Genomic DNA, 25,637 nt, shown 5'->3' with positions numbered 1-25,637 from the left:
TACTTCTAATAGTAAAGATTACGATTTGAGAGGGAGATCAATTTAATGGTTGCTATGAAGTCACGAATAAGTCTGCTTATACTTGCATTGGTGCTTGTATTTACACTCACTGCATGTGGACCTAAGAGCAGTGGAAGTATAGTTGAAGGGAAAGTAAATGTTGTAACTACTTTTTATCCTATTTATGAGTTTACTCGGGAAATTGGTGGAGATGATATAAATGCCATTAATCTTCTTCCGGTTGGTGTAGAGCCGCATGATTGGACACCACGCAGTCAGGATATTGTCAATACCTCCAAAGCGCAACTATTCTTGTACAATGGAGCAGGGCTTGAGGGATGGGTTCCTAATTTTCTAAAAGGACTTGATAGCAGCAGTAAAGTGGAAGCTGTTGAAGTAAGTAAAGGTGTTGATTTAATAATGACCGATGAAGATGACGGACATGATCATGGGGGAAGCGGCGAAGAGGATCATCACGAAGATGATGCTGATCATAATAGCCATTCTTCTGAGGATAGCCTTCATACGGACCCACATACCTGGGTAAGTCCGAAATCAGCGATCATCATGGCGCGCAATATAAAAGAAAGCCTTCAATCTGTGGACCCTGAGCATAAAGATGGTTATGAAGAGCGTTACAATAAGCTTGCTGAACGTTTACAGGCTTTGGATAGTAAATTTGAACAGGAGCTTACCAAGCTGCCTAACCACAAAATTGTAGTTTCACACCAAGCTTTTGCCTACCTTGCCCGTGACTATAAGCTTGAGCAGCATGCGATTATGGGATTATCCCCAGACGCTGAGCCGCGTGGACAGGATTTAGTAAACCTGGCGAAGATGGTTAAAGAGGAAAAAATTAAATACATCTTTTTTGAAGAGCTTGTCTCCGATAAACTGGCTAAGACGTTAGCGGCTGAAGCTGGTGTGTCTACTATGGTTCTTAATCCTGTAGAGGGTCTTACTGCGGAGCAAGAAAAGAACGGGGATAACTACTTCACCTTGATGGAGAAAAATTTGCAAAATCTGATTATGGCTTTACAATAAAAAGGAAAGTATAAGGAAAAGGCGGTGCTAAAGCATGCAATCGGTATCCTTGGACTGCCATCAGCATATCATCGATATACAGGATCTTTCTTTTTCATATGGTGAACAGAAGGTGATCTCAAATCTTAACTATAGTGTAAGAGAACGAGACTTCCTTGGTATCATTGGTTCTAATGGCGCTGGTAAAACAACACTGATGAAGATGATCGTCGGTTTGCTTCCGGCAAGCAGTGGTGAAATCAAATTATTTGGAACGCCTGTCCGCAAGTTTAAAGACTGGGAACGGATAGGTTATGTTCCACAAAAGAACGCCTTCAACCCGCTGTTTCCAGCAACGGTGCGTGAAGTAGTGCTATCTGGTTTGTACAACAACAAGAATCTTATTCGAAGAGTATCTAAGGCTCAGCATCGTCAGTGCGAAGATGCACTTGAAGTGATGCGGATACAGGATATTGCGGAGAAAAGAGTAGGCCAGCTGTCAGGCGGTCAGCAGCAACGTGTATTTCTAGCACGTGCGTTGATCAACCATCCGGATCTGCTGATTTTGGATGAGCCTACAGTCGGTATTGATGCTGAATCACAAGCAGGATTCTTTGAATTAATTACACATATGCATGCCCATCATCATATGACATTCCTAATGGTGTCGCATGATATTGACATGATTAAGAATTACTTAGGGAATGAACCTGTGCAAACGAACGGTAAGATTAACTTTTTCTCCCGTCATTCTCATGATTTGCAGAATTGTACAGAGGAGAACCTGCAGCACACGCTCTCTTAGGTCATAGTTAAACTCTGGTAGTAAAAGGGAACCCTCGATTATTGGGGGCGTACATAGAGCGTGGGAGCAGGGTTTCCCTCATCTTTAATCCTTTCCGTATCTAAATACCGCGACGCTGTAAGCGTGCCCCGTTAGGGGCGAAAGCGATCCTTCTTCGTCCTGACTATGTTCAGTAACCCCACCTCCTACGCCAGTTGCACTTGACGGGTGTACAGAGGGCAGAGCCCTTGGGGCCCTCCCTTAGGAGGGAGGGTTTGGGAGGAATCGAAAAAAGATTTTAATAAAAGCTTTTAAAAATGTTTCAATTGTTCTACGGAGGAGAGTTAAAGTTGGAAATTCTATTTAGCGATTTTTTTCAGCGAGCGCTTGCGGGCGGTCTTCTGATAGGCATTACAGCGCCGCTTATAGGCGTTTTTCTTGTGCTCAGACGTTTATCTATGATTGGGGATACGCTGGCTCATGTTACGATTGCCGGTGTGGCACTTGGTTTTTTGACAGGATTTTACCCGCTGGGAGCAGGTCTTATTTTTGCAGTGGTGGCTTCCTTCGCGATAGAGAAGCTGCGCAAGGCTTATAAGAGTTATGCAGAGCTCTCGATAGCCATAATTATGTCGGGCGGAGTGGCTTTAGCCTCACTCTTTTTCACTTTAGGAAAAGGTTATAATGCAGATGTTATGAGTTACTTGTTCGGTAGCATTTATACGTTAGACAATACCGATTTAATCGTAGTAGGGATCGTAACGATAGCAGTTGTAGTAGTAGTATCTCTGTTTTTTAAGGAGTTCTTCTTACTTAGCTTTGAAGAGGATGCTGCGAGTGTCAGCGGACTCCCAGTGAAGCTGCTTAACATGTTGATTACCATTCTGACGGCGCTTGTAATCAGTACTGCGATTAAAATTGTTGGATCTTTGCTAGTATCAGCTCTACTGACCATTCCGGTGGCCATCAGCTTATTGTTATCCCGAAGCTTTAAATCCTCAGTCATTCTATCCGTCATCATTTCGGAAATTGCTGTTGTAGGCGGATTAGTGGTTGCAGGAGTTTGGAATCTGGCCCCTGGTGCAACCATTGTGCTTTTACTCATATCACTATTAGTGTTGACTTTGATCGGTAAAAAGGGTTTGCCAGCATAAACAGCGAATAAAATATAGGGTATGCCCTGAAGTGATTCGAATGCTGGAAGGAGAGCCGCTACCTTGTCTAATATCAATGCAGGAATAGCCTTAGCAGCAGGGGTAGCATCATTTATATCACCCTGCTGCTTACCGCTTTATCCCTCTTATTTATCGTATATTACCGGATTATCCGTTCAGCAATTGAAGTCAGGTAGCAATACCAAAGAGGTCCGTATACGCACAATAACCCATACATTGGCATTTATTTTAGGTTTTTCAGCGGTTTTTTACACCTTAGGATTTGGTGCAGGACTATTTGGACAATTTTTTAATGGACAGCGTGATCTGATCCGGCAATTATCGGCGATTTTGATTATTGTGATGGGATTATTTTTGCTTGGGATCTTTCAGCCGCAATTTCTACTTCGCGAACGTAAGCTTGATTTAAAATGGAAGCCGGCGGGTTATGTGGGATCCTTTATTTTTGGTATCGGTTTTTCAGCGGGCTGGTCTCCATGTATTGGACCGATTCTGACTGCGATTATCGCACTTTCTGCAAGTGAGCCTGGCACGTGGTTTACGTTAATTACGGCTTATAGCATAGGGTTCGCATTGCCATTCTTTGTCTTAGCCTTCTTTCTTGGAGGAGCCAGACGCATCCTTAAATATTCAAATGTGCTGATGAAGATTGGTGGCGTTCTCATGGTATTTATGGGCGTTCTGCTCTTTACAGATCAAATGTTTCGGATCACAGTTTGGCTACAGGGAATCACACCAGATTGGCTCATTTTTTAAGTGAAATAATCAATTCCTGCTTCTGGAAAATGTTCGAATATCCGCTCTGTGATAAACTCTCGCAGGGCGGTTTGCTGTTCATCTGGATAGACATATTTATTTTGTCCCCAGCGTCCCCATTTCTTCTTACGCTTCTCCATGTCCATTTCTAGCTTGGATTTGGGGTAGCGCTTCTCTATAACCGTCTTAGCCGTTTTGGTGAATCGATGCTGAATCATTTCGAAGGTTAATCCTTTTCCGACTTCAGGGGGGAGGGTCTGGGCTAACTTGGCCAGTAGCTCAGCATAACCTTCTTGCCAGCCGTCATACCAAATAATTGGAGCAATGATAAAGCCAAGAGGATAACCCGCCCGTGCTACCTTTCCAGCGGCTTCAATACGCTCCTCAAAGCGGGAGGTAGCAGGCTCGAAATTTTTGATTACATAATCTGCGTTGACGCTGAAGCGAACTCGGGTATGTCCGTTATGCTCCAAAGCAAGCAGTGGTTCAACATGTTGGTATTTGGTCACAAAGCGCAGACGGCCAAGGGGTTCTTTTGCCATAAATGTAATCAGTTCTGCCAGAGAGCCGGTAATATGCTCAAGTCCTAAAGGATCAGATGTGCAGGCAGCTTCAAAAGTGGTGATTTCTGGATTGCGCTCCTCAATATATTTTTTGGCAGCATCTATAATGTCACCTGTGTTTACATATACGCGAATGTAGGGCTTTGCTCCTAAGGTAGTCTGCAAATAGCAATAATGGCAGTGCCCCATACAGCCGGTGGCAATGGGAATAGCATAATCAGCCGATGGCTTGGATTGGTCAAATTTCAAAGTTTTGCGTAGGCCGACAACAAGCGTTCTTTTGGCAATTTTATATTGCTCGACCTCAGTTTCACCAGGGAAATTCATAATACGATTATGTGATGTGGTCATACGATAAGGGATATTGTTAGCCTTTACCCATTCCATTATTTTTTCACCTTTAGGGTAATTTAAAGCATTCGGTTCGAAGAAAACAAGCTCTGGAAGAAAAAGTGCAGTAGGTTTTCTGGGTCTTTTTACAGTAGAGGGCTCTGGCGTCACTATAGTCATAAATTCACGCTCCTTTTGAATGACGAGTATGTTTATTATGTCTAACTCAGCCCAAATAGAAGCATGGCAAACATGTGCAACTCATCTGTAAGTTCCTTTGAAGGACTTGCCAAGGTGCGTTAGAAACATGTATCATTGTTAGAGCAAGGTTTGGCCCGGCGCCATGCTCATTATAGAAAAGAGGTAAAGTTTAATGCCAACACCCAGCATGGAGGATTATTTGGAGCGCATATACAAGCTCATAGATGAGAAAGGTTATGCGCGGGTCTCGGATATTGCCGAGGGACTGGAAGTACACCCCTCCTCTGTGACCAAGATGATCCAAAAACTGGATAAGGACGAATATCTCATCTATGAGAAATATCGTGGGCTTGTCCTAACCAACAAAGGGAAAAAAGTAGGAAAACGTCTGGTTGATCGCCATCAACTATTGGAGGAATTCCTCGGATTGATCGGAGTACAGCAGGAATACATTTATAATGATGTTGAAGGAATCGAGCATCACTTAAGTTGGGATTCGATTACGCGTATTGAAACATTGGTAGAATATTTCCGCCGCGACGAAGAACGTGTACAGACTTTATATGCGATTCACAACGAACTGACAAGCGATTCTTGAAATGTTTTTCCCGAAACGGATACTGTCCTAAAAGTTATGCGCAGCAAGGCTTTCGTGAGCATAATCAGTGGATAGTATAGCCGTTTCTATTTTGTTTAGTGCAACCTTTCCCAGTTTTTAGCGTCAAAACGGATACAGTCCTTTTAAAAATATAAGAGAGTATGAGTTTTATTCGGTACTTCTTATATTTTTTGCAGAGACAGATACCCCCTTTTTAGAAGGAGGCATTCTCTCATCTGCTTGAAGGATTTATCCGTTTTTTCTTATTTTTTGGATACATATTTTTTAGATTTGGGGAGGAATTATGAATTATCGTAAATGGATGTTGAGTTTGTTAGTACTTATGTTGTTTCTGCCTTTATGGTCTCCTGGTGCACGCGCGGCAGCGGTGCAAATTACGATTGAACTGGATGGAGAGGCGCTGGTTAGTGATGTGCCTCCGTATATCACAACTTCCAATGTAACGATGGTGCCAATAAGTGTGATCAGTAAAGGATTAAATGCCGGCGTAGTATGGAATCAAAATAGTAAGACTGTAACGATCACTCAAGGAGATACGGTTCTCAAGCTGACCAGTGGCCTGAAAAACGCATGGGTAAACGATACTTCGGTAGCGCTGGATACATCCGTGCAGATTAAGCAGGGACGGGTAATGGTACCCATTCGTTTTGTAAGTGAGCAATTGGGACTGCAGGTGTTATGGGATCAGGTTAATAAGCATATTTCCTTGATCTCCAACACTGAACCACCACAATCTGTCGATCCAGAAAAACCAACGACACCAACGACACCAACAGTGCCGACGTTACCGACTATCCCTGGTGGATCGACTGGTAAGGAGATGAAGGGGGCTTGGATCTCTACCGTATTCAACCTGGACTGGCCTTCAACGTCTTCGGCAGGAAATGAAGCGAAACAAAAGCAGGAGTTTGATAATTTGTTAGACAAGCTAAAGGCTGTTGGCTTTAATGCTGTATTTGTTCAGGTTAGACCTTCAGCAGATAGTCTGTATCCATCGACTTTAGTTCCTTGGTCTAAGGTATTGACGGGTACACAAGGAAAGAATCCGGGATATGATCCTCTAAGCTATATGGTCAGTGCTGCGCATTCCCGCGGTATGCAGTTTCATGCTTGGTTCAACCCATTCCGTGCAACGACGGATGCTTCCACCTCAGCGTTAGCAAGTAACCATGTGGCAAAAGCACATCCAGAATGGATTGTGAATGCCGATGGTAAGAAATACATTAATCCAGGTATTCCGGAGGCTCGCCAACATATCATCGACACGGTGATGGAAGTGGTTAAAGGTTACGATATCGATGGTGTCCATTTGGATGATTACTTTTATCCTTCAAATGTTACTTTTGCCGATGATGCTGCTTATTCTACCTATAATACGAAAAAGCTTTCTAAAGCTGATTGGCGCCGAGATAATATTAATGAATTTGTCCGTCAGTTGGGAGAACAGATTCATAAGGTGAAGCCAAAGGCTTCTTATGGAATCAGTCCTTTTGGAGTATGGCGAAATATTAAAAATGATAGTACAGGTTCGGACACGACTGCAGGGGTATCTGCTTATGACAGCATGTATGCGGATGTTCGGACATGGATTAAGCAGGGCTGGATTGATTATGTCGCTCCGCAAATTTATTGGAGTTTGTCCTTTAGCACAGCTCGTTATGACAAGTTAGTAGATTGGTGGGTAAAAGAAGTCGAGAATACGAATGTTAAACTCTACATCGGGTTAGCTGGTTATAAGGTCGGAGCCAGTGATCAAAAGGCTGAATGGCAAAGTGGAGATCAAATTATTAATCAGCTCAAATATAATGAGAAGTACGAAGAGGTTGCAGGTAGTATTATGTTTAGAGCGAATGACGTCGTAGTCCGCAATCCGTTCGGATTGTCGAGCTTACTGACCTTTTATTTTAAATCCTAATAGTTTAGCTGTTATTCATAAGGAGTCATGAATGTTCCCCTGTGCTCATAGATAAGCAATAGAATCTATGGGAAACGGGGGATTTTTGTGTATGGAGATTAACGCAGTATTTGAAGGAGGAGGCGTAAAGGGGATTTCTCTTGCAGGAGCAGTTGAAGCTACAGAAAGGGCAGGCTGGACTTTTAAAAGGGTAGCAGGAACCTCCTCGGGTTCGATTGTAGCCACTTTACTAGCAGCGGGCTATGAAGGGGAGGAAATGTGTCGGATAATCCAAGGAACATCCTTTTCATCGTTTCTGAAGCGAGGTCCCGTTTATAATACGGCTATCGTTGGTCCTGCGCTGCGAGTGTTATTGAAGAAAGGATTATATTCTGGAGAAGCCTTGGAATCCTGGATAAGAGCATTATTACTGAAAAAGGGGATCATCACCTTCCGTGATCTGCCTGCCGGTAAATTATCTATCATCGCATCCGATATCACAAATGGAAGGATATTGGTCTTGCCAGATGGCTTGGAGCAGTATGGGATCTCTCCGGAGCATTTTGAAGTGGCCAAGGCAGTGCGAATGAGCTGCAGCATTCCTTATTTTTTTGATCCTGTGATGTTAAGACTAAACGGGCAGGCAGCAAGAGGGAAATCCTTTGCCGAGCAGTTTGTGTATGTTGTAGATGGTGGGCTCTTGAGTAATTTTCCTTTGTGGCTATTTGACAGCAAGAATAATGGGAGCAAACAACTTGGGAGCAGAATTCCTACGGTAGGTTATCAAACGGTAGGTAAGACCGATCCACAGCCGCATAAAATTAGAGGGCCATTCAGTATGCTCCAAGCTATGGTAACCACCATGCTCTCTGCTCATGATGAGAAGTTTATTGAAGGGGATAAATTTGTTCGTACGGTAAAAATTCCTACGCTTGGGATTGGGACGACTCAATTTGAAATTACAAAAGCGCAAAGCGATGAAATGTATGCTGCTGGACTTAAAGCAGGAGAAGATTTCTTTAAGGAGTGGCGACCAAGATAACGAGCGGGGTATCCATATGAGAAAAAAGCATCCCGCACGTTACTTAAAACGTGGAGATGCTTTTTGGAGTTCTTATGAAGTTAGTGATACTTCGGAAGCTGATCGTCATTTTTCCCTTTACTTCCTTCGATCACTTGGAAAGGATAGCTTTTGCGTTTGCCTGGTGCATCTTGGGTCTTGCGAATTCCTGCTACCTTTGACATGGTCTTCTGGGAAGGCTTCACTTTAACCTTAGACCCACTGCTGCTACGAGCATATTTGCCTGGCCCCATTTTTTTGTAAGCATAATAAATGATTGCTAACAGTACTAAGGGGAGAATCAGCTTCGACAGTGTAAAGAAAGGCTCAGTTAAGACTCCAATCACAAAACCGAATATCGCAAGCGTAACCGTAATCCAAAAAATTAAAGCATGCCTGATCATAGATCACTCATCCTTTCGCAGGATCCAATATGCCGCCTGACACACTTGCCTCCGAATATCCTCTTGCTTCAATCTCCGCATCAAGCTCACGCATACGGTTGAAAGAGGCAATAGATACTTCTACCTGATCGTCTTTTGGCTCCTTGGTTGTAAGGAGTTGCAGCCACAATCCAGGGTAACCCAGATATTTAAGGCCTGGTACTTCTCTTACCGCATTGGTTCCCTTTAGAACTTCGAACGATACACCAATTACGACTGGCAACAAGATAATCCGCTGGATCACTCGTTCCCAAAGATTATCCCATGGGACTACGGAGTATATGATCACTCCAAGGATAATCGTCAGCATCATAAAGCTACTTCCACAGCGGTAATGCAGACGGCTGTATTTCTGAACGTTCTGAACAGTCAGTTCTTCGCCTGCTTCAAAAGCGCTGATGACTTTATGTTCGGCACCGTGATACTGGAATAGGCGCTTGATCACAGGTGTTTGAGAAATCGCCCATAAATAGACCAGCAAGAGAATCATTTTGATGCCGCCTTCTATGAGGTTGTGCAATACGTAGTTATCAAATACATTTTTAAATAAAAAATCCTCTACAAATACCGGAACAAGCGTAAAAATGAGCTTTCCGAACAAGAAGGAGAGAATACCCATTACAGCAACGCCAAAAATCATTCCAAGGCTCCAGCCCTCATCCTTTTTCTTCGGCTTCGCTTTTTCCTTCTCGAGATCTTCCGGTTCCAATTCATCTTCAGCGTAGGACTCGGCTGAATAGTTCAAGTGCTTAGAGCCTTTAGCGCTGGCATCTATAATACTGACAAGGCCGCGAAGCAGCGGAATCTTGCGCAGTTTCGTGACCCAGCTCTTATCGCTTTTTGGTACTTCTAAAAATGTGATTTCCTGATTCTTGCGTCGCACGGCTGTTACATTGATATGCTTACCGCCGAACATGACACCTTCAATGACGGCTTGGCCGCCGTAACTGGGAGTTTCCTGGGACAACCAATTCACCTTCTCGTATTTAATATGATTTATATAATACATTGTAACTAATTTTTGTAGACATTACTAGTTGGATCGCCTTTTGCTGTACATACTATCTTCAAGAGAGAGCGAGAGATAAATCGGCATTGAAAATAAAGAAAGCGAGGCAATTTCATGAGTAAATCTCATCAACAAAAATCGGGGCATACAAATATTTGGCTTTTTGCGCTTGAGTTAGGTTTTTTTTCAGGATTGATTTGGGGAGGGCTTCATTGGCTTGCCTATTGGTTCAGTTTTACCAAAGTCAGTCCTGGCTTTATCGCAGAGCCTTTTTTCAGACATGAGTTTTTATCAACTGCGTTAGGACATTTCGTGGGCTATATGATGTTTATTGTATTTTCGGTGATCGCCTCCATGCTGTATGTATTGCTTCTGCGCAAGCTGAAGGGACCTTGGCCAGGGCTAGTCTACGGCATTTTATGGTGGTCGGTAATATTTATTCCTGGTTCTCAGATGTTTCTTATGCAGCCCCCATTCAAGCTGCCGTGGAACACGGTCATTAGTGAGTTCTGTATTTTTTTACTATGGGGAATGTTCATTGGATATACAGCAGCGATCGAGTATACGGACGAACGGAAGCGTGAGCAAAGTACAGCGCTTGCCTAACGGCGCGAAAAAACTTCTCAAGGGGATATCCCTATGTTAAAATACAATGTGGCTATTTCGAGAGGAGAATGAAAATGGGTAACAAGCGTGTCTCCAAGCTGCGTAAGGTTTTGCAGGATCAAGGATTGGATGCAATGTTGATAACTAGCGGTTATAACCGCCGCTATTTAAGTGGATTTACCGGATCGTCCGGTTATGTACTGGTGACAAGTGATGATTGTTATCTGCTGACTGACTTCAGGTATATGACACAGGCCGCGGACCAAGCAATGGAGGTTAAAGTTGTAGAACATGCAACTAAGTTCATTGATACCGTTCGCGAGCTTTTGCCTTCTGGTAAAGAGGTGCGTATCGGTTTCGAACAGGATGATGTTTCATTCAGTGCGTACACCTCATATGCAGAAGCACTTAAGCCGGCAGTGTTAGTTCCAATTTCCAAAGCTGTGGAAGACCTTCGTATGTTCAAGGATGAGGAAGAGCTTGCCGTTATGCAACGTGCAGCAGATCTGGCCGATGCTACATTCAGTCATATTCTGAACGTGATCAAGCCGGGCATGACTGAGCGCGATGTTGATTTGGAAATGGAATTTTATATGCGTACCCATGGTGCAACTTCTTCATCGTTTGATACGATTGTTGCTTCAGGCGAACGTTCGTCCATGCCACACGGCGTAGCAAGCAGCCGTGTAATTCAAGGCAATGAATTCATTACCCTTGATTTCGGTGCATTACTTGATGGCTATTGCTCAGATGTGACAAGAACCATCGCACTCGGAGCACCGGATCCGAAGCTGAAAGAGATCTATGATATTGTGCTGGAAGCTCAGCTACATACTTTAGCACATATCAAGCCGGGTATGACTGGACGGGAATGTGATGCCTTGGCGCGTGATATCATTGCTAGTTACGGATATGGCGAACATTTTGGACACAGCACAGGTCATGGACTTGGAATGGAAGTTCATGAGTGGCCGCGTTTGTCCAAACTTAGTGACGATATTATGCAGCCGGGGATGGTCGTAACTGTGGAGCCGGGTATCTATTTGCCGGGAATTGGCGGAGTACGTATTGAAGACGACATTGTGATCACGGAGAGCGGAATATCGTTGCTGACCCATTCGTCTAAAGAATATACAGTACTGTAAGTAAGCGGGATTATTAGATTAATTATAAATTTTGGAGGGATTTTTAGTGATTTCAGTAAATGATTTTAAAACAGGTTTGACCGTAGAGGTAGAGGGAGATATTTTTACCGTTATTGATTTCCAACACGTTAAGCCAGGTAAAGGCGCAGCTTTTGTTCGTTCCAAGCTTAAGAACTTGCGTAACGGTAATACAGTAGAGCGTACATTCCGTGCAGGTGAAACGATTGGCCGTGCTATTATCGAAAACCGTGGTGTACAATATCTGTATGCAAGCGGATCGGACCATGTATTTATGGATAACGAAACTTATGACCAATTCGAATTGTCCGAAAAGCAATTGGAATGGGAATTGAATTTCCTTAAAGAGAACATGACTGTAAACATCGTTAGTTACAAAGGTGAGATTCTTGGGATCAACCTTCCTACCAGCGTAGAGTTGAAGGTTGTTGAAACTGAGCCTGGCGTTAAAGGTAACACGGCTCAAGGTGCTACGAAATCGGCCAAGCTTGAAACCGGACATAGTGTTCAGGTTCCATTGTTCATCAACGAGGAAGACATCTTGCTGGTTGATACTCGTGAAGGTAAATATATCTCCCGCGCGTAGGAAACAGAACAATAACCTGGATATTACCAGAAGAGCCTCCCCGTTTATACGGTGGAGGTTTTTTTATGAACAGTAACGGATAAAGATGCTATGGAAACCTACATTAAAATACTGGAAGTTGAGTAAAATAAGCACAGCTGAAGGGCAGATGCTGACCTTATCTTTTTTTTTCACAGCGGGGAAATTTAATAAATTTTTTATGAAACCATTAACGCAAGGCACTGTTTTCGTATTATACTGATTTAAAGCGGGAAACCGATTAGAAGCAACTACATAGACCGATATGGGGAGTGAATGGGACTTTGTCACTTTATGTTATGAAATTCGGAGGCAGCTCCGTCGGCGACACTGAACGAATGAAACGCGTCGCCAAGCGCATCGCAGACAAGCAAGATGAGGGACATCGCTGCGTTGTGGTTGTATCTGCAATGGGGGATACAACAGATGATTTGATCGATACGGCGAAGCAACTAAACGGGCAGCCGCCCGCACGTGAAATGGATATGTTGATGACGACAGGTGAACAAATCTCCGTCGCTCTATTGTCCATTGCCCTGCATGGGATCGGGCGGAATGCAGTTTCTTATACAGGATGGCAGGCTGGATTCCGAACAGACGAAACTCACGGCAGAGCTCGTATCAATGAAATTGACCCGCGTCGTGTATTAGCGTCTTTGGAGCGTGAACAGATCGTGATCGTTGCAGGCTTTCAGGGAATGACTGTGGACGGTGAGATCACCACATTAGGCCGCGGTGGTTCGGACACAACAGCCGTAGCATTGGCTGCTGCTATTCAAGCAGATGTATGCGAGATCTATACCGATGTAGATGGTATTTACTCCACAGACCCACGTATTGTGAAGACGGCACGTAAGCTGAAGGAAATCTCTTACGATGAAATGCTGGAGCTTGCCAATCTGGGAGCAGCTGTATTACATCCACGTGCAGTGGAGTACGCTAAGCGTCATCAAGTTAAGCTGGTCGTTAGATCGAGCTTTAATCATAATGAAGGTACTGTTGTGAAGGAGGAAACAAGCATGGAGCAGGGAATCGTAGTTAGTGGTATTGCATTTGATAAGAATGTAGCACGTGTCAGTATTCTTGGAGTTCCTGATGTACCAGGTGTACTCGCTCAGGTCTTCGGCAAGCTTGCTGAAGAGGGCGTTAACGTAGATATCATCGTACAAAGTGGTGTACAGAATGAGCAGGCTGACTTCTCATTTACAGTTTCTCTTGATGAGCTGGATCGGGCGAAGGAAGTAATTAAAGAAATTCATAAAACTTTGCCTTATCGTGAAGTTACCTCCGAGGATAACCTGGTGAAGGTATCCATCGTTGGTGCTGGTATGGTCAGCCATCCAGGGGTAGCGGCTCAAATGTTTGATGTACTCTCCCAAGAGGGTGTAAGCATCAAGATGGTCAGCACATCTGAGATCAAAGTATCTTGCGTCATTGAATCAGGCAATTTGCCATCAATCATACAGGCGCTTCATACCGCCTACAATCTCGATACAACAGAGCAGGCTTTTGTCGGAGGTCCTAAAGATCGCCGATAAGAGCTGCTGGGGAAATAAAAAGGGATGCTCTACAGCCATGTGGCTGCGGGGCATCCCTTTTTATTTATATAACAGCAAGGGAGGTAGGTCCCTGAATTTATCCTAATCGTTTGAACCGGCCCTGAATCTCTACAGTCTCCACAACGTTGACGAAGGAGCTTGGGTCTGCCTCAAGAATAGTTCTCCGCAGATTTGCAAGTTCATACCGAGTCGTTACAGTCATTAGCATGGTATTTCCCTCATGACTGTATCCACCCTCTGCATTGACGACAGTGATGCCATGAGGTAACTCTCTTAGACGGGTTAACATCATCTCCCGTTCTTTGGTAACGATAAAGCAGGTCAGCTTCACATGGCGAATATGGATCATATCGACTACTCTACTCTTTACAAAAATACAGAGCATAGCGTATAAGGCGGAATCCCAGCTTTTAAAGAAGCCTAAACTCAGAATAACTAATCCATCCATTAAGAACATGATATTCCCCATGGGAATATCCCGTTTACGTGAAATAATCGAGCCTAATATATCAAATCCCCCAGAAGAGCCCCCAGTACGGAGAGAAAAACCAACGCCCCCAGCAATAATTACTCCGCCGAAAATACTTGCAAGAATGGGGTCCTTGGTCATTTGCACCTCAGGAATAATGGTAATGAACCAGGTGGTGGCCACGACGGAAAGCAAGCTTAGTAAGATGTACTTTTTCCCCACTGCAATAAATCCCCAGACAATTAAAGGAAGGTTTATTACAAAATAAAGCTTAGAAATGTACTTCGGATCCGTTAAATAACCGACGACCGAAGCCACCCCTGCTACCCCACCGCTCAGAAGCTGATGAGGAATTAGAAACAATCGCATCCCGCTTGCAATTAAAAAGGCTGAAAAAATAATGATAGCTACTTCCTTGAGTGGTCTGACTACGGTCCGCATGTTTTGCGGTAACCCGTAACTTCGAACTTGCATGACACAAATCCCCTCTTTTTCTTATGTCTTTATAGTCTGCTCTTTTTGAAAATATAAACCCACTATATTTCCAATTAACAAGGATACCACAGATGGAAGTGTTCGTAAAAAATAATTTTATCGTACTGATTATATTTATTTATATAGGTGTGTACTATGAACTCTTTCACAGTTGGACTTGCAATTCTGTCATTTCTCCTTGTCTAAAGTGAGTAATTATCGCATATCCATGAATAAGAGAAGGACAAACAAGCCCTGAATATCATTCTGTATGAAATAGTAAAAGTTAGGAGTGGAGCGGATTGGACAAGTATGTAAGCTGGATGGCGACTCTTCGGCTGTTCTCGGGTAGTGCGGAGATTATAGCTGCACTGATTATGCTGCGGTTGAATCAGGTAGACAAGGCGCTTGCAGTCAATTCTGGACTAGCTTTGGTAGGCCCAACGATCTTGATATTGACGACAGCGATCGGACTTACAGGGATGGCTCAGCAGTTGTCCTGGAGCAAACTGGGCTGTGTCGGTTGCGGTGTAGCCTTTCTCTTAATCGGGATTCTAAAAAAATGATAGATGATAGGCATATTGAGCGCGTACAAGCATAAATATGGAATAAAGCAATTAGATAGAGGACAACTTGGGGGTACTTTGTATGGCAGATGATTGGTTGCAATTGTTTCCTGAAAAAGTAAGAGCACTATTAAAGTGCCTTCCCCTTCCGCTACTTGGAATGGTGGAAGAGATTCGGGTCCGTGAAGGTCGTCCGCTGGAGATTAACTATTCAGGTAAATATCACTTTCTTAGAGCAAATGGCAGCGTAACGCAAAGGCCGGAAGAAGCCTATAGGCCGGATCGGGAGGACACTCATAGACTGCTAGATCTGATCAGCAACCATTCACTATATACGATGGAAGAAGAGCTGAGAAAGGGATTTATTACGATTCCTGGCGGCCATCGAATAGGACTTGCTGGTCGGACGGTGCTGAGTGGTGGTGGTGTGGAGCATCTACGCGACATTACAAGCTTCAATGTCCGCATAGCCCGTGAGGTTCCCGGAGTCGCGGATAAAGTGCTACCTTATCTGCTGGACAAGGGGAGGCAGCGAATGATGCACACCTTGATCCTCTCGCCTCCACAGCACGGGAAGACAACTCTTCTTCGCGATATCGCAAGACAAATCTCCTTAGGAGATTTGGGGAAACGTGAAGGCGGAAGACCCGGTTTGAAGGTGGGGATTGTCGATGAACGTTCTGAGATTGCCGGAAGCAGACGCGGGATTCCCGCCTTTGATGTTGGTCCGCGCACAGATATCCTCGACGGCTGTCCCAAAGCTGAAGGCATGATGATGATGATTCGTTCCTTGTCACCGGATGTATTGATCGCTGATGAGATTGGTCGTCCTGAAGACGCTGAAGCAGTCACTGAAGCGCTGCATGCTGGAATATCAGTCGTTGCTTCGGCTCACGGTAAAGAAGTAATAGAACTGGCTCGTAGACCCGGGCTTGGCGGGCTATTGGAACAAAAGATGTTCGAAAGATACGTCATTCTGCATCGCTCAGAAGCAGGACTCTCCTTTCGTGTTCTGGATGGACAGAAACGCGGATTACTTCTTATCTCACCCGGGGATCGATTAGGTGGTGATTTACATGCTTAAGCTATTCGGTGCCGTTCTGATTGTGCTGGCTGGTACGTTAGCAGGGCTCCAATTTGCAAAACAATATGCAGACAGGCCAAGACATATCAGAGGCTTGATAGCAGCGCTACAGCGGCTGGAAACAGAAATTATGTACGGCTTTACCCCATTGCCTGAAGCTATGCGGCGCATTGGGATTCAGTCTAAGGAACCGCTCAAAACGTTGTTTATTAAAACAGCTGAGGAGATGAGCCCACCCCATGATCGAAGTGCCCAGGATGCCATTCAGAGGGCTATGGACTCGCATTGGAAGTCTACCGCATTGAAGGGGACAGAAAAAGAGATTCTCCGCCAGCTCAGTTGTACTCTCGGTACAAGCGATAGGTCCAATCAGAGCACTCATATCGCGTTAGCATTGCAGCAATTGAAGCAGGAGGAGTCGGTGGCCAGAGAGGATCAAGGCAAATATGAAAAATTGAGTAAAAGCCTGGGTCTGCTGCTTGGAGCATTGATCGTCATTTTGATCTTTTAGCGAGGTGCCAGGAATGAATATTGAAGTCAATGCGATTTTTCAAATTGCCGGCATTGGCATAATTATCGCCATGATACACACGGTGCTTAAACAGATGGGAAAAGAAGATTTCGCACATTGGGTTACCGTAATCGGGTTCGTCGTTGTGCTATTTATGGTTATTCGAATGCTGGACGGACTGTTGCAGGAAATAAAAACGATCTTTCTTTTTCAATAGGCGTGCTATGGAGATCATTCAAGTTGTTGGAATAGGGCTGATATCGACCATATTGATTCTCGTGCTGAAGGAACAAAAACCGATGTTTGCCTTTCTCCTCGCTACTGCCACAGGGATTCTGATCTTCCTGTTTCTAATCGGCAAGATTGGAATGATACTTTCCACACTGGAGCGGGTGGCAGAGTCATCGGGGATGGAAATGATCTATTTGAAGACCGTGTTCAAAATCATCGGAATTTCATATATCGCTGAATTTGGAGCACAGATTGTGCGTGATGCAGGGCAGGAATCGATTGCTTCCAAAATAGAGCTCGCTGGAAAAGTCCTCATTATGGTACTAGCTGTACCCATTATCAGCATCATTATTGAAACGGTCATGAAGCTGCTACCTGCTTAAAGCAATTGAAGGAAGCTAAGCAACGATTAGGGAGGAGAAGTTATGCAAAAGTGCAGTGTTTTTCGTCCTCCAAAATTAAAAATAATACTGCTGCTGCTCCCATGCTTCTTCATTCTATGGTTTGCAGGTACAGCTCAGGTGGCCATAGCTTCTCCAGCAACTCCAGCACCTGGATCGGGGAACTCCTCCCCAGTAGACCAGTGGGTCAAGGGTCAGGTGAACAATCTGCCAACAGATAAGGTGGAGTCGTACTGGGATCAACTGATGAAGGATTACGGAGGTTTTTTTCCAGACGGGGCAACACCATCACTTATGGACATGCTGCTTCCAGGGGATAAGGGACTCAGCTTACAAGGTGTATTATCCGGGCTTCTTGGATTTATGTGGCATGAGGTGCTGTACAACGGAAGGCTGCTGGTCACGATTGTCATGGTCAGTGTGCTCAGCATGATACTGGAGACGCTACAAACCGCTTTTGAGCGAAAAACGGTCAGCAAGGTGGCTTATACGCTCTGTTATATGGTAGTGCTCGTTATTGCCGTGAACAGCTTCAATATCGCTATAGGTTATGCGAAGGATGCTATCGACCGGATGATTGATTTTATGATGGCCATGATTCCGCTACTGTTCGCGTTACTAGCTTCCATGGGGAACATTGTTACCGTCTCGGTCACACATCCACTAATTGTTTTTATGATTCATACCGTTGGCACACTGATCCACACCATTGTCTTTCCACTATTATTCTTCTCGGCGGTGCTGCATCTCGTAAGTGCATTGTCGGAGAAATACAAGCTGACCCAGTTGGCGAATCTGCTAAGAAATATCGGAGCCGGATTACTAGGAGTACTGCTCACTGTGTTCCTCGGTGTGATTTCAGTCAGGGGAATTACGAGTTCAGTGACAGATGGTGTTACGATCCGGGCCGCTAAATATATTACAGGCAACTTTGTTCCGGTCATCGGAAAAATGTTCGCAGATGCAACAGACACAGTGATCTCAGCTTCACTCCTGGTGAAGAACGCTATTGGGCTATCCGGAGTGATCATCATTTTGTTCCTTTGCGCTTTTCCGGCGATCAAAATTCTGGTGCTTGCTCTGATCTACAATGTAGCTGCTGCTGTAATGCAGCCATTAGGAGAGACGCCGATTGTGGTCTGCCTCCAGACCATCGGAAAAAGCATGGTGTACGTATTCGCTGCTTTGGCAGCTGTATCGTTAATGTTTTTTATGGCCGTCACGATCATGCTAACCGCTGGCAATTTAACCGTCATGATGAGGTGAGCTTGAAGGCTATGCTAACAAAACTTAGCGGGTACTTACGAAGCTAGTTTTGTACGAAGAAATTCTCTGAAGGCTATGCTAACAAAACTTTTAGGAGGGAAACGATGAGCTGGTTGGGCGATTGGCTACGAGAGATCATACTTGTCGTGCTGCTAGCATCATTCGTTGAATTACTGCTCCCAAGCAAATCCATGGAGCGTTATGCAAGGCTGGTGCTGAGCCTCCTGATCTTGCTTACCATGCTTAGCCCGATCGTTTCTCTCCTTAAAGGTGACGCAATAGCCGAGCTGAGTATAGCCATGGGGCGTCAGGAGAAAGAGGGAGGCTTATTCACAGGAGGGGAAAGTGGAGATCCCTCTTTGGAAAAGATTCTGGCAGATGGTCAAAAGCTTGCACAAGGGCGACAGGATCAAAGCCTAAAGCTGGCCGCAGAAGAGGTTGCTGAGCAAATGAGGGAGCAGATCATCAGCGAGACCGGCAAACGCGGGGTTAATGTCACTGTAACGCTCGGTATGGGGAAATCCGGCGGCTCCGGTAATGAAGATATTCCTGTCATCTCTGCAGTGAAAGTCTCAATGTCCCAAGCAACAGCTAATTCCATAGGGGCTTCCGGTACTTCCAGCGCAGCTGCTGCTCCGCCGATTGCAATCGCTCCTGTAGAGCCTGTAGAAGTAAAGATCGGTACGAATCCAGAGAATGGATCAGCTTCTGCAGATGAGCCCAAAGCAGTGAACGGAAATGTAACAGAAAATAACACGCCTTCAAGTGAAACGGAGTCCATCGTAAAGCTATTGGAACAAAAATGGGATTTAGATCCCAAAGTAATCCAAGTAGATGGCGGCGTTGTGAATAACGTCAAGTTATGAGTCTGTAGCTTCTAAACTATCAATGTTAGGAGGGATAGGAGTGGGCAATTGGCTGAAAAAGCTGGAGCAATGGGCTGGGGGTGGGGCTGGCAGTCCGAAGAGAAGTCATACTTTCCGCTGGCTAATCATTCTGGGTCTGCTGGGCGCAGCGATTATGCTGTTTAATTCCTTCGTCAATGTGAAGAAGATTGATAACGAGAATACGGGGCGTGAGCCACCGCTGAATCAGTCCTCCCAAACGGCGCTGGTGCAGAGTGATCCTGGAGCGACTAACTCGTTCGAGAGTATTGAACAGACACTGGAGAACCGGACGAAGGAGATTTTGGAGAAAATCGTTGGTGTCGGTACCGTTGATATCATGGTCACTGTGGAATCCACGGAAGAAATTGTCGTGGTGCGAAATATGAACGACTCCCAGCAGCTTAGTGAGGAGACGGATGCCAGTGGTGGAAAACGTCACACGACACAATATACGAGGGATGGCGAAATCGTAACCTACTCGCAATCGGGTGATGAAACACCTATTGTGACGAAGCGGATTAAGCCTCAGGTACGCGGCGTACTGGTAGTTGCCAAAGGTGCAGAGAACAAAGTCGTTCGTGGACTTATCGAGCAGGCTATCGAAAAAGGCTTGAATGTCCCAATTCAGCGCATTTCAGTAGTACCACGCAAACAAGAGTAGCAGGAGAAAGTCAAGAAGTGAGTGCTTCCGAAGCAGCCACTAGATTAAATTTTAGGAGGAATTAAGAATGAACGGCAAAAGACAAACAATATGGTTGGTTTCTATGCTCAGTTTGATGGTTGTACTCTCGGCATACTATTTATTTACTGAAGATTCAGGTGCATCGGTTCCAAAAGACACAGCAGGAACTATGCAGGTAGACTCCTTGAAAAAAGATACAGCAAACGCAGCATTACCAACGGTTGGCGACAAAGGCATCGTTGTGAACGAAGTTGTCAATCAAGGAGATGTTGTTGCTGATGGAGGCGTTGTAGATAACGCTAGCGGCACTACAGCCACTGACGATAGTGCAGCCACTGCAACTACTGATGACAGTGCAACTACAGCGGTTAAGGATGATAGCAGTAAAGCAGCAGATAGCGGTAACTCTGAGAAAGCTTCTACGGACACTGCTGCAAAAGACTCCAGTAAAACTTCTGACACAGCAACTAAGGACACAGCAGCTAAGGATACAGTAACTAAGGATACGGCAGCTAAGGATACAGCGGCTACTACAACATCCAAAACCCCTGCTAAGAATGATAAAGAAATCCTGGATGAAGTAGCTTCACAAAGTGTATCGGCGAGCAGCATGTTCACTAACTACCTGTATGAACGTGAGCAAAAGAATCTAAAGAGCCAACAAGACTTACTGGCTTTGATTAACGATATGGAGAAGACGCCTGCTGATAACGCAGTTGCTCAAGAACAGCTCCTTAACCTTGAAGAAAAAGAATCTAAAATTACGGGCATCGAAGAACAGCTTCAACAAAAATATGGGGAAGCCATCGTGAAGGAAGAAGCTGGGGACAGCTATAAAGTAGTCGTCCTGAGTGACAAGCTGGATGTAAAACAAGCGGTTAGCATCGTTGATCTCGTAATGAAGGAACTGAGTGTGTCTCAGGATAAAGTTAGTGTTCAATACGTTTCCGAGAAATAATAAGACGTGAAATTATAGGAAAAATGACGAAAGAGCTCGGGTTCTCCCGGGCTCTTTCCATTTCTAGCGTTTATGATATAATACATAAAGTTATCTTGTCCGCTTAAGAAGTGGCTTCGAGAGAAAGCTGAAGGAGTGAACTAATGTATGTTCAAGTTGAGCGAAATTAAGGAATTAATTAAATTGCTGGACCAGACCTCCTCTGTACATGAGTTGGAGATCGAAAGCGAAGGAATGAAGCTTGCAATTCGCAAACCGGATCGCCCTGAAGCTGATGGAACAGCAGTACAGGCGACTCCTTATAATGCCTATCCCTTTACGCCTGCCCCGCAGCCGCAGAGCGTGCAGCAAGTGTCCTATCCAGTAATCAGTGAGGTTCCTCCAGCGCAGCAGCCACAAGCCGTCGCAGAAGGCAAACTACATAAAATTGTATCTCCAATGGTGGGAACATTTTATAGTGCCGCTTCTCCGGAAATGCCATCGTTTGTTAATGTTGGAGACCGTGTTGGTGAGAAAACAACGGTATGCATTATCGAAGCGATGAAGCTGATGAATGAGCTGGAAGCGGAGATTAAAGGTGAAATCGTGTCCGTACTGGCCGAGAATGGTCAGCTTGTAGAATACGGTCAACCACTATTCTTGGTTAAACCGGAATAAATACCGCAGATTACTTATGGAGCGGAAGCTTCGCAAAACTTTGGGAGGAAACGCATGAACATTCAAAAAGTGTTGATTGCCAACCGCGGCGAAATCGCGGTCCGCATTATTAGGGCCTGCCGAGAACTGGGCATTTCCACCGTCGCGGTCTATTCGGAACCCGACCGGGATTCACTGCATGTCCGGTTGGCTGATGAAGCTTACTGCATCGGTCCGATGCCGTCCAAGGACAGCTATCTGAACTTTACAAATATTATGAGTGTAGCCACCTTAACAGAATGTGATGCCATCCATCCTGGTTATGGATTTTTAGCTGAGAATGCAGATTTTGCAGAGATTTGTGAATCTTGCAATATTATCTTCATTGGGCCATCTCCAGATGCAATCAACCGTATGGGTGATAAAGCTGTGGCGAAGGAAACCATGAAGCTGGCTGGAGTTCCGATCATCCCGGGCTCAGATGGCCTTGTAGGTGATGTTGAGGAAGCCGTCATGCTGGGTCGTGATATCGGATACCCGATTATCATTAAGGCTACCGCAGGTGGCGGGGGTAAGGGCATTCGGATTGCTGAGGACGAGGAATCATTGGTGAAGCAGATTACTGCTGCACAACAGGAAGCGCAGAAGGCGTTCGGCAACGCTGGTGTATATTTGGAAAAGTACCTTACAGGTATGAAGCACGTAGAAATTCAAATTATTGCAGATAAGCATGGTAATGTAGTGCATTTAGGTGAACGCGACTGTTCCGTACAGCGTCGTCGCCAAAAGCTGATTGAAGAGGCACCTTGTTCTGTACTTACACCGGATATCCGTGAAGCGATGGGGAATGCAGCAGTTCGTGCAGCACTCGCTGTGAATTATTCGGGAGCGGGAACGCTTGAATTCTTGCTTGGACCGGATGGACAGTTCTACTTCATGGAGATGAATACTCGTATTCAGGTAGAGCATCCGGTAACGGAAATGGTTACGGGTGTGGATTTGATCAAGGAAATGATTTCGGTTGCAGAAGGAAATCCTTTGTCATTTACACAGGAAGATATCGTGATTAATGGCTGGTCGATTGAATGCCGTATCAATGCGGAAGATCCAGAACGTAATTTTATGCCTTCACCAGGTAAAATCGGCTTTTATTTGCCGCCTGGAGGTCTCGGTGTTCGTGTAGACAGCGCGGCGTACCCTGGGTATACGATTTCCCCTTTCTATGATTCTATGATTGCAAAGCTGATTGTATGGGCACCCACACGTCAGGAAGCGATTGCAAAGATGAAGCGTGCCTTGGCTGAATTTGCCGTGGAGGGAATCCATACTACGATCCCTTTCCATCAGAAACTGTTGGAGCATCCTGTATTTCTGGATGGTAATTTTGACATCAAGTTTCTGGAAGAGTATGAAATTTAGGACGACTTCGCTTTGTTTGTCATAAAGTTCGTCAAATGATATAGTATGTTTAATAAGAGACGTGCTTTACGCTTGAATTTATGAGAATCTTTGTTGAAAGGTGTGAAGTCTAAAATGAGTACATTGCCGACAGAATACGAACGGACAGAAATCGGTGAGATCCAGATTGCTCCTGAAGTGATCGAGGTGATCGCAGGTTTAGCGACCGTTGAGGTTAAAGGTGTAGCTGGCATGAGCGGTGGTTTCGCCGGTGGTATTGTTGAGCTTCTCGGACGTAAGAACTTGTCTAAAGGAGTTAAAGTAGAGGTTGGACAACGCGAAGCTGCAGTGGATGTTTCTGTAATCATTGAATATGGTAACCGTCTTCCTGAAGTGGCTGCTGAAATTCAGCGTAATGTTAAGCGTTCCATCGAGACTATGACTGGTCTGACTGTTGTGGAAGTGAATGTGCATATTCATGATGTACAATTCAAGAACAACAACACTGTAGACAAGAGCGAGGAAGCTGAAACGGTTCTTCGCGTGAAATAACAGTCGTCGTTCTTCCATAAACCCCCGACAGTAAAGTCGAGGGTTTACTCTAATTTAAGGAGGTTATGAGACTCGTGGCAAAAATTTTGGACAGACTTTTGCTGTTTGTCTACAGCTTAAGTATCGGAATATTATCTGTTATTGCCATCCTCCTCTTGAGCGGTGCTATTCCTAAAACTTTGGAGATTGAGAATGGACCAGCAGCTTATATTACTGCAATTGTAGTAGCAGTTGTCTTGTTCCTTCTGAGCATCCGATTTTTCTACATCTCTTTGCGTCGTGATCGCGCTTCTTTACCTTCTGTTGATCAGCGTACAGAGTATGGGGATATTCAGATTTCAGTGGAGACCATTGAGAATCTGAGTCTGAAGGCTGCCGGTAAAGTGAAGGGAATCAGAGATCTCAAATCGCGTATTCGCGTTTCTCAGGCGGGCCTTGAAATTACAATTCGCGCAGTAGTGGATGGTGAACATTCATTGCCGCTACTAACCACAGAAGTGCAACGTCAGGTGCATGATTTTGTGCAGGAGACAACCGGTATTCCGGTTGCTGATGTGTCTGTATACATTGCTAACCTCACGCAGTCTCCAAGCTTCAAAAGTCGAGTGGAATAGAGGTGAATTTCCCTTATGTCTTGGAAAGAAGTATGGGAAAGTCACGGGGGTAGAATCGCCGGAGTGACTTTCGGCATTGGTCTAGGTTTGATATATTTAATTTGCGGTTTTTGGGATATGTTGTTCTTTGCACTGGTAGTGTTCATCGGATATACGTTCGGCAAAAGAAAGGATAACGCAGAGGCTCCCCTGTTTCAGTGGCAGGAGCTGATTACGCGTCTATCCGGACGCTGGCGTCCCTTCAAGTGAACCGCGATAGTCTTTTTCCCGGAGCAGGAAGCCGTAAGTTTGTGTTGTCCAATGCCCCTGGAAGAAAGACTTTGCGGTTTTTTTAATTGTGAAAGATATCTTTAATGGACATCGGACAATAATCCTCTAAGGATTAGGGATAGAATTCGAAGGATTTGGGCTTAAAATAATTATAGGCGATGTCATTAAAGTCTGAATTATTATCACACTTGAGGTGTGAAGTTATATTTATGGTTGCCCGACGTTATAGAAGTTTGAGTAAAGATGTTAATGCGATATAAGATTTTAGGAGGAACACATGAAAAGACGTATAGCGAGAGAGATTATTGTCCAAAGCCTGTATCAGATGGAAATGAACGATGTAGAGAGCGCGGAAGCTGTGGAAATGCTGCTGGAGGAAGCTTCAGAGGAGAATGAAACAGAGCGTGTAATTACGGACGAAATTCAGCTTAAGCACTATGTGGTGGAGCATGTAAACGGTGTGTGGGAGCACAAGGTTGCAATTGACGATATGCTTGAGCATTACTTGAAAGGCTGGCAAATGAGCCGTCTGTCACGTGTGGATCGTCAAATTTTACGTCTTGCGGCGTATGAAATGGTGTTCGCGAATGATGTTCCTGCTAAGGTTGCTGTGAATGAGGCTATAGATTTGGCCAAGCATTTTGGAACGGATGATTCCGGTAAGTTTGTAAACGGTGTGCTTGGTAAGATGATCCAGGAGATAGATACAATTAAAGCTGACCATTCTTAATTTTTAAAAAATATAAGCAAGTATAAGTTATTCACCTATTCTTTATGTTTTATATTTCTCGCATAAACGCTTACCGTCCACATAAGGACGCCGAAGGCGTTTATGCTTGTACAATAGTA

General features: G+C 44.7%; 30 protein-coding genes. 26 read left to right on the top strand and 4 right to left on the bottom strand.

All coding sequences use genetic code 11. The annotated features are described in order from the left end of the window. Nucleotides 1-54: 54 nt before the first annotated feature. The 4 genes from NSS87_RS22540 (at nucleotide 55) to NSS87_RS22525 (ending at nucleotide 3,738) form a co-directional block, all read left to right on the top strand. Nucleotides 55-1,044: a zinc ABC transporter substrate-binding protein gene (locus tag NSS87_RS22540; protein WP_256716417.1), complete on the top strand. Its 990-nt coding sequence runs from the start codon at nucleotides 55-57 to the stop codon at nucleotides 1,042-1,044. A gap of 34 nt (nucleotides 1,045-1,078) precedes the next feature. Continuing rightward, nucleotides 1,079-1,828: a metal ABC transporter ATP-binding protein gene (locus NSS87_RS22535; protein WP_042190495.1), complete on the top strand. Its 750-nt coding sequence runs from the start codon at nucleotides 1,079-1,081 to the stop codon at nucleotides 1,826-1,828. A gap of 329 nt (nucleotides 1,829-2,157) precedes the next feature. After that, nucleotides 2,158-2,961, top strand: a complete 804-nt coding sequence (locus tag NSS87_RS22530; RefSeq protein WP_042194307.1) for a metal ABC transporter permease — start codon at nucleotides 2,158-2,160, stop codon at nucleotides 2,959-2,961. A gap of 63 nt (nucleotides 2,962-3,024) precedes the next feature. Beyond that, nucleotides 3,025-3,738, top strand: a complete 714-nt coding sequence (locus tag NSS87_RS22525) for a cytochrome c biogenesis protein CcdA (RefSeq protein ID WP_042129852.1) — start codon at nucleotides 3,025-3,027, stop codon at nucleotides 3,736-3,738. Here the strand turns inward: NSS87_RS22525 and splB are convergent. Further along, nucleotides 3,735-4,811 (bottom strand): spore photoproduct lyase, encoded by a 1,077-nt coding sequence (gene splB, locus NSS87_RS22520; RefSeq protein WP_339242876.1) that lies wholly within the window; start codon nucleotides 4,809-4,811, stop codon nucleotides 3,735-3,737. The genes NSS87_RS22525 and splB overlap by 4 nt on opposite strands. Before the next feature lie 193 nt (nucleotides 4,812-5,004). On the opposite strand from splB, the gene mntR reads away from it, so the two are divergent. From mntR to NSS87_RS22505, 3 genes are all read left to right on the top strand, one after another. Continuing rightward, the gene (gene mntR, locus NSS87_RS22515) at nucleotides 5,005-5,430 is read left to right on the top strand and encodes a transcriptional regulator MntR (RefSeq protein ID WP_042190488.1); all 426 of its coding nucleotides are present in this window, start codon (nucleotides 5,005-5,007) and stop codon (nucleotides 5,428-5,430) included. Between the two features lie 304 nt (nucleotides 5,431-5,734). After that, the gene (locus NSS87_RS22510; protein WP_339242873.1) at nucleotides 5,735-7,366 is read left to right on the top strand and encodes a family 10 glycosylhydrolase; all 1,632 of its coding nucleotides are present in this window, start codon (nucleotides 5,735-5,737) and stop codon (nucleotides 7,364-7,366) included. A gap of 91 nt (nucleotides 7,367-7,457) precedes the next feature. Beyond that, nucleotides 7,458-8,387, top strand: a complete 930-nt coding sequence (locus NSS87_RS22505; protein WP_339242871.1) for a patatin-like phospholipase family protein — start codon at nucleotides 7,458-7,460, stop codon at nucleotides 8,385-8,387. 80 nt (nucleotides 8,388-8,467) lie between these two features. On the opposite strand, the gene NSS87_RS22500 is transcribed toward NSS87_RS22505, so the two are convergent. Then, complete coding sequence (locus tag NSS87_RS22500) at nucleotides 8,468-8,809, bottom strand: hypothetical protein (RefSeq protein WP_339242869.1); 342 nt, start codon at nucleotides 8,807-8,809, stop codon at nucleotides 8,468-8,470. 7 nt (nucleotides 8,810-8,816) lie between these two features. Then, nucleotides 8,817-9,815: a DUF1385 domain-containing protein gene (locus NSS87_RS22495; protein ID WP_042190479.1), complete on the bottom strand. Its 999-nt coding sequence runs from the start codon at nucleotides 9,813-9,815 to the stop codon at nucleotides 8,817-8,819. Between the two features lie 156 nt (nucleotides 9,816-9,971). On the opposite strand from NSS87_RS22495, the gene NSS87_RS22490 reads away from it, so the two are divergent. The 4 genes from NSS87_RS22490 to NSS87_RS22475 all read left to right on the top strand — a co-directional run bounded on the left by NSS87_RS22490 (nucleotide 9,972) and on the right by NSS87_RS22475 (nucleotide 13,768). Continuing rightward, a complete protein-coding gene (locus NSS87_RS22490; RefSeq protein ID WP_042190477.1) occupies nucleotides 9,972-10,463 on the top strand; it encodes a YqhR family membrane protein in 492 nt (163 codons plus the stop codon). 74 nt (nucleotides 10,464-10,537) lie between these two features. After that, entirely contained in the window at nucleotides 10,538-11,608 is a 1,071-nt protein-coding gene (locus tag NSS87_RS22485) for a Xaa-Pro peptidase family protein (RefSeq protein WP_339242866.1), read from the top strand. Nucleotides 11,609-11,654: 46 nt separating this feature from the next. Then, nucleotides 11,655-12,212: an elongation factor P gene (gene efp / locus NSS87_RS22480; RefSeq protein WP_042190473.1), complete on the top strand. Its 558-nt coding sequence runs from the start codon at nucleotides 11,655-11,657 to the stop codon at nucleotides 12,210-12,212. Nucleotides 12,213-12,514: 302 nt separating this feature from the next. Further along, nucleotides 12,515-13,768 (top strand): aspartate kinase, encoded by a 1,254-nt coding sequence (locus NSS87_RS22475; RefSeq protein ID WP_042190470.1) that lies wholly within the window; start codon nucleotides 12,515-12,517, stop codon nucleotides 13,766-13,768. A gap of 97 nt (nucleotides 13,769-13,865) precedes the next feature. Here the strand turns inward: NSS87_RS22475 and NSS87_RS22470 are convergent, their stop codons facing one another. Next, complete coding sequence (locus NSS87_RS22470; RefSeq protein ID WP_081382878.1) at nucleotides 13,866-14,732, bottom strand: YitT family protein; 867 nt, start codon at nucleotides 14,730-14,732, stop codon at nucleotides 13,866-13,868. A gap of 323 nt (nucleotides 14,733-15,055) precedes the next feature. On the opposite strand from NSS87_RS22470, the gene NSS87_RS22465 reads away from it, so the two are divergent. The 15 genes from NSS87_RS22465 (at nucleotide 15,056) to nusB (ending at nucleotide 25,518) form a co-directional block, all read left to right on the top strand. Further along, complete coding sequence (locus NSS87_RS22465) at nucleotides 15,056-15,298, top strand: YqhV family protein (RefSeq protein ID WP_339248635.1); 243 nt, start codon at nucleotides 15,056-15,058, stop codon at nucleotides 15,296-15,298. A gap of 82 nt (nucleotides 15,299-15,380) precedes the next feature. After that, nucleotides 15,381-16,382 (top strand): stage III sporulation protein AA, encoded by a 1,002-nt coding sequence (gene spoIIIAA / locus NSS87_RS22460; RefSeq protein ID WP_076284476.1) that lies wholly within the window; start codon nucleotides 15,381-15,383, stop codon nucleotides 16,380-16,382. Next, entirely contained in the window at nucleotides 16,375-16,893 is a 519-nt protein-coding gene (gene spoIIIAB, locus NSS87_RS22455) for a stage III sporulation protein SpoIIIAB (RefSeq protein ID WP_042190466.1), read from the top strand. The genes spoIIIAA and spoIIIAB overlap by 8 nt, the downstream gene beginning before the upstream one ends. 13 nt (nucleotides 16,894-16,906) lie before the next feature. Continuing rightward, complete coding sequence (spoIIIAC, locus tag NSS87_RS22450) at nucleotides 16,907-17,110, top strand: stage III sporulation protein AC (protein WP_036682849.1); 204 nt, start codon at nucleotides 16,907-16,909, stop codon at nucleotides 17,108-17,110. 7 nt (nucleotides 17,111-17,117) lie between these two features. Beyond that, nucleotides 17,118-17,507 (top strand): stage III sporulation protein AD, encoded by a 390-nt coding sequence (gene spoIIIAD, locus NSS87_RS22445; protein WP_042129828.1) that lies wholly within the window; start codon nucleotides 17,118-17,120, stop codon nucleotides 17,505-17,507. Between the two features lie 42 nt (nucleotides 17,508-17,549). Further along, nucleotides 17,550-18,791, top strand: a complete 1,242-nt coding sequence (gene spoIIIAE, locus NSS87_RS22440) for a stage III sporulation protein AE (RefSeq protein WP_042190464.1) — start codon at nucleotides 17,550-17,552, stop codon at nucleotides 18,789-18,791. Between the two features lie 104 nt (nucleotides 18,792-18,895). Beyond that, nucleotides 18,896-19,657, top strand: a complete 762-nt coding sequence (gene spoIIIAF / locus NSS87_RS22435) for a stage III sporulation protein AF (RefSeq protein ID WP_339242863.1) — start codon at nucleotides 18,896-18,898, stop codon at nucleotides 19,655-19,657. A 40-nt stretch (nucleotides 19,658-19,697) separates the two neighbouring features. Next, a complete protein-coding gene (spoIIIAG, locus tag NSS87_RS22430; RefSeq protein ID WP_042190462.1) occupies nucleotides 19,698-20,339 on the top strand; it encodes a stage III sporulation protein AG in 642 nt (213 codons plus the stop codon). A 67-nt stretch (nucleotides 20,340-20,406) separates the two neighbouring features. After that, nucleotides 20,407-21,318 (top strand): SpoIIIAH-like family protein, encoded by a 912-nt coding sequence (locus NSS87_RS22425; protein ID WP_042190460.1) that lies wholly within the window; start codon nucleotides 20,407-20,409, stop codon nucleotides 21,316-21,318. Between the two features lie 147 nt (nucleotides 21,319-21,465). Then, entirely contained in the window at nucleotides 21,466-21,975 is a 510-nt protein-coding gene (gene accB, locus NSS87_RS22420) for an acetyl-CoA carboxylase biotin carboxyl carrier protein (RefSeq protein WP_042190457.1), read from the top strand. Between the two features lie 54 nt (nucleotides 21,976-22,029). Continuing rightward, nucleotides 22,030-23,373 (top strand): acetyl-CoA carboxylase biotin carboxylase subunit, encoded by a 1,344-nt coding sequence (gene accC, locus NSS87_RS22415; protein WP_042190455.1) that lies wholly within the window; start codon nucleotides 22,030-22,032, stop codon nucleotides 23,371-23,373. Nucleotides 23,374-23,487: 114 nt separating this feature from the next. Next, nucleotides 23,488-23,904, top strand: coding sequence for an Asp23/Gls24 family envelope stress response protein (locus NSS87_RS22410; protein WP_339242859.1), 417 nt, complete (start codon nucleotides 23,488-23,490; stop codon nucleotides 23,902-23,904). Nucleotides 23,905-23,978: 74 nt separating this feature from the next. Then, the gene (gene amaP, locus NSS87_RS22405) at nucleotides 23,979-24,518 is read left to right on the top strand and encodes an alkaline shock response membrane anchor protein AmaP (RefSeq protein ID WP_042129814.1); all 540 of its coding nucleotides are present in this window, start codon (nucleotides 23,979-23,981) and stop codon (nucleotides 24,516-24,518) included. Nucleotides 24,519-24,533: 15 nt separating this feature from the next. Beyond that, nucleotides 24,534-24,767, top strand: coding sequence for a DUF2273 domain-containing protein (locus tag NSS87_RS22400; protein ID WP_042190453.1), 234 nt, complete (start codon nucleotides 24,534-24,536; stop codon nucleotides 24,765-24,767). Nucleotides 24,768-25,065: 298 nt separating this feature from the next. Continuing rightward, complete coding sequence (gene nusB / locus NSS87_RS22395) at nucleotides 25,066-25,518, top strand: transcription antitermination factor NusB (protein WP_042190451.1); 453 nt, start codon at nucleotides 25,066-25,068, stop codon at nucleotides 25,516-25,518. Nucleotides 25,519-25,637: the final 119 nt, after the last annotated feature.

Source organism: Paenibacillus sp. FSL F4-0243, from assembly GCF_037963295.1.
In the GTDB taxonomy this organism is placed as follows: Bacteria; Bacillota; Bacilli; order Paenibacillales; family Paenibacillaceae; genus Paenibacillus_AQ.
This window is presented reverse-complemented; position numbering and strand designations above follow the sequence as displayed.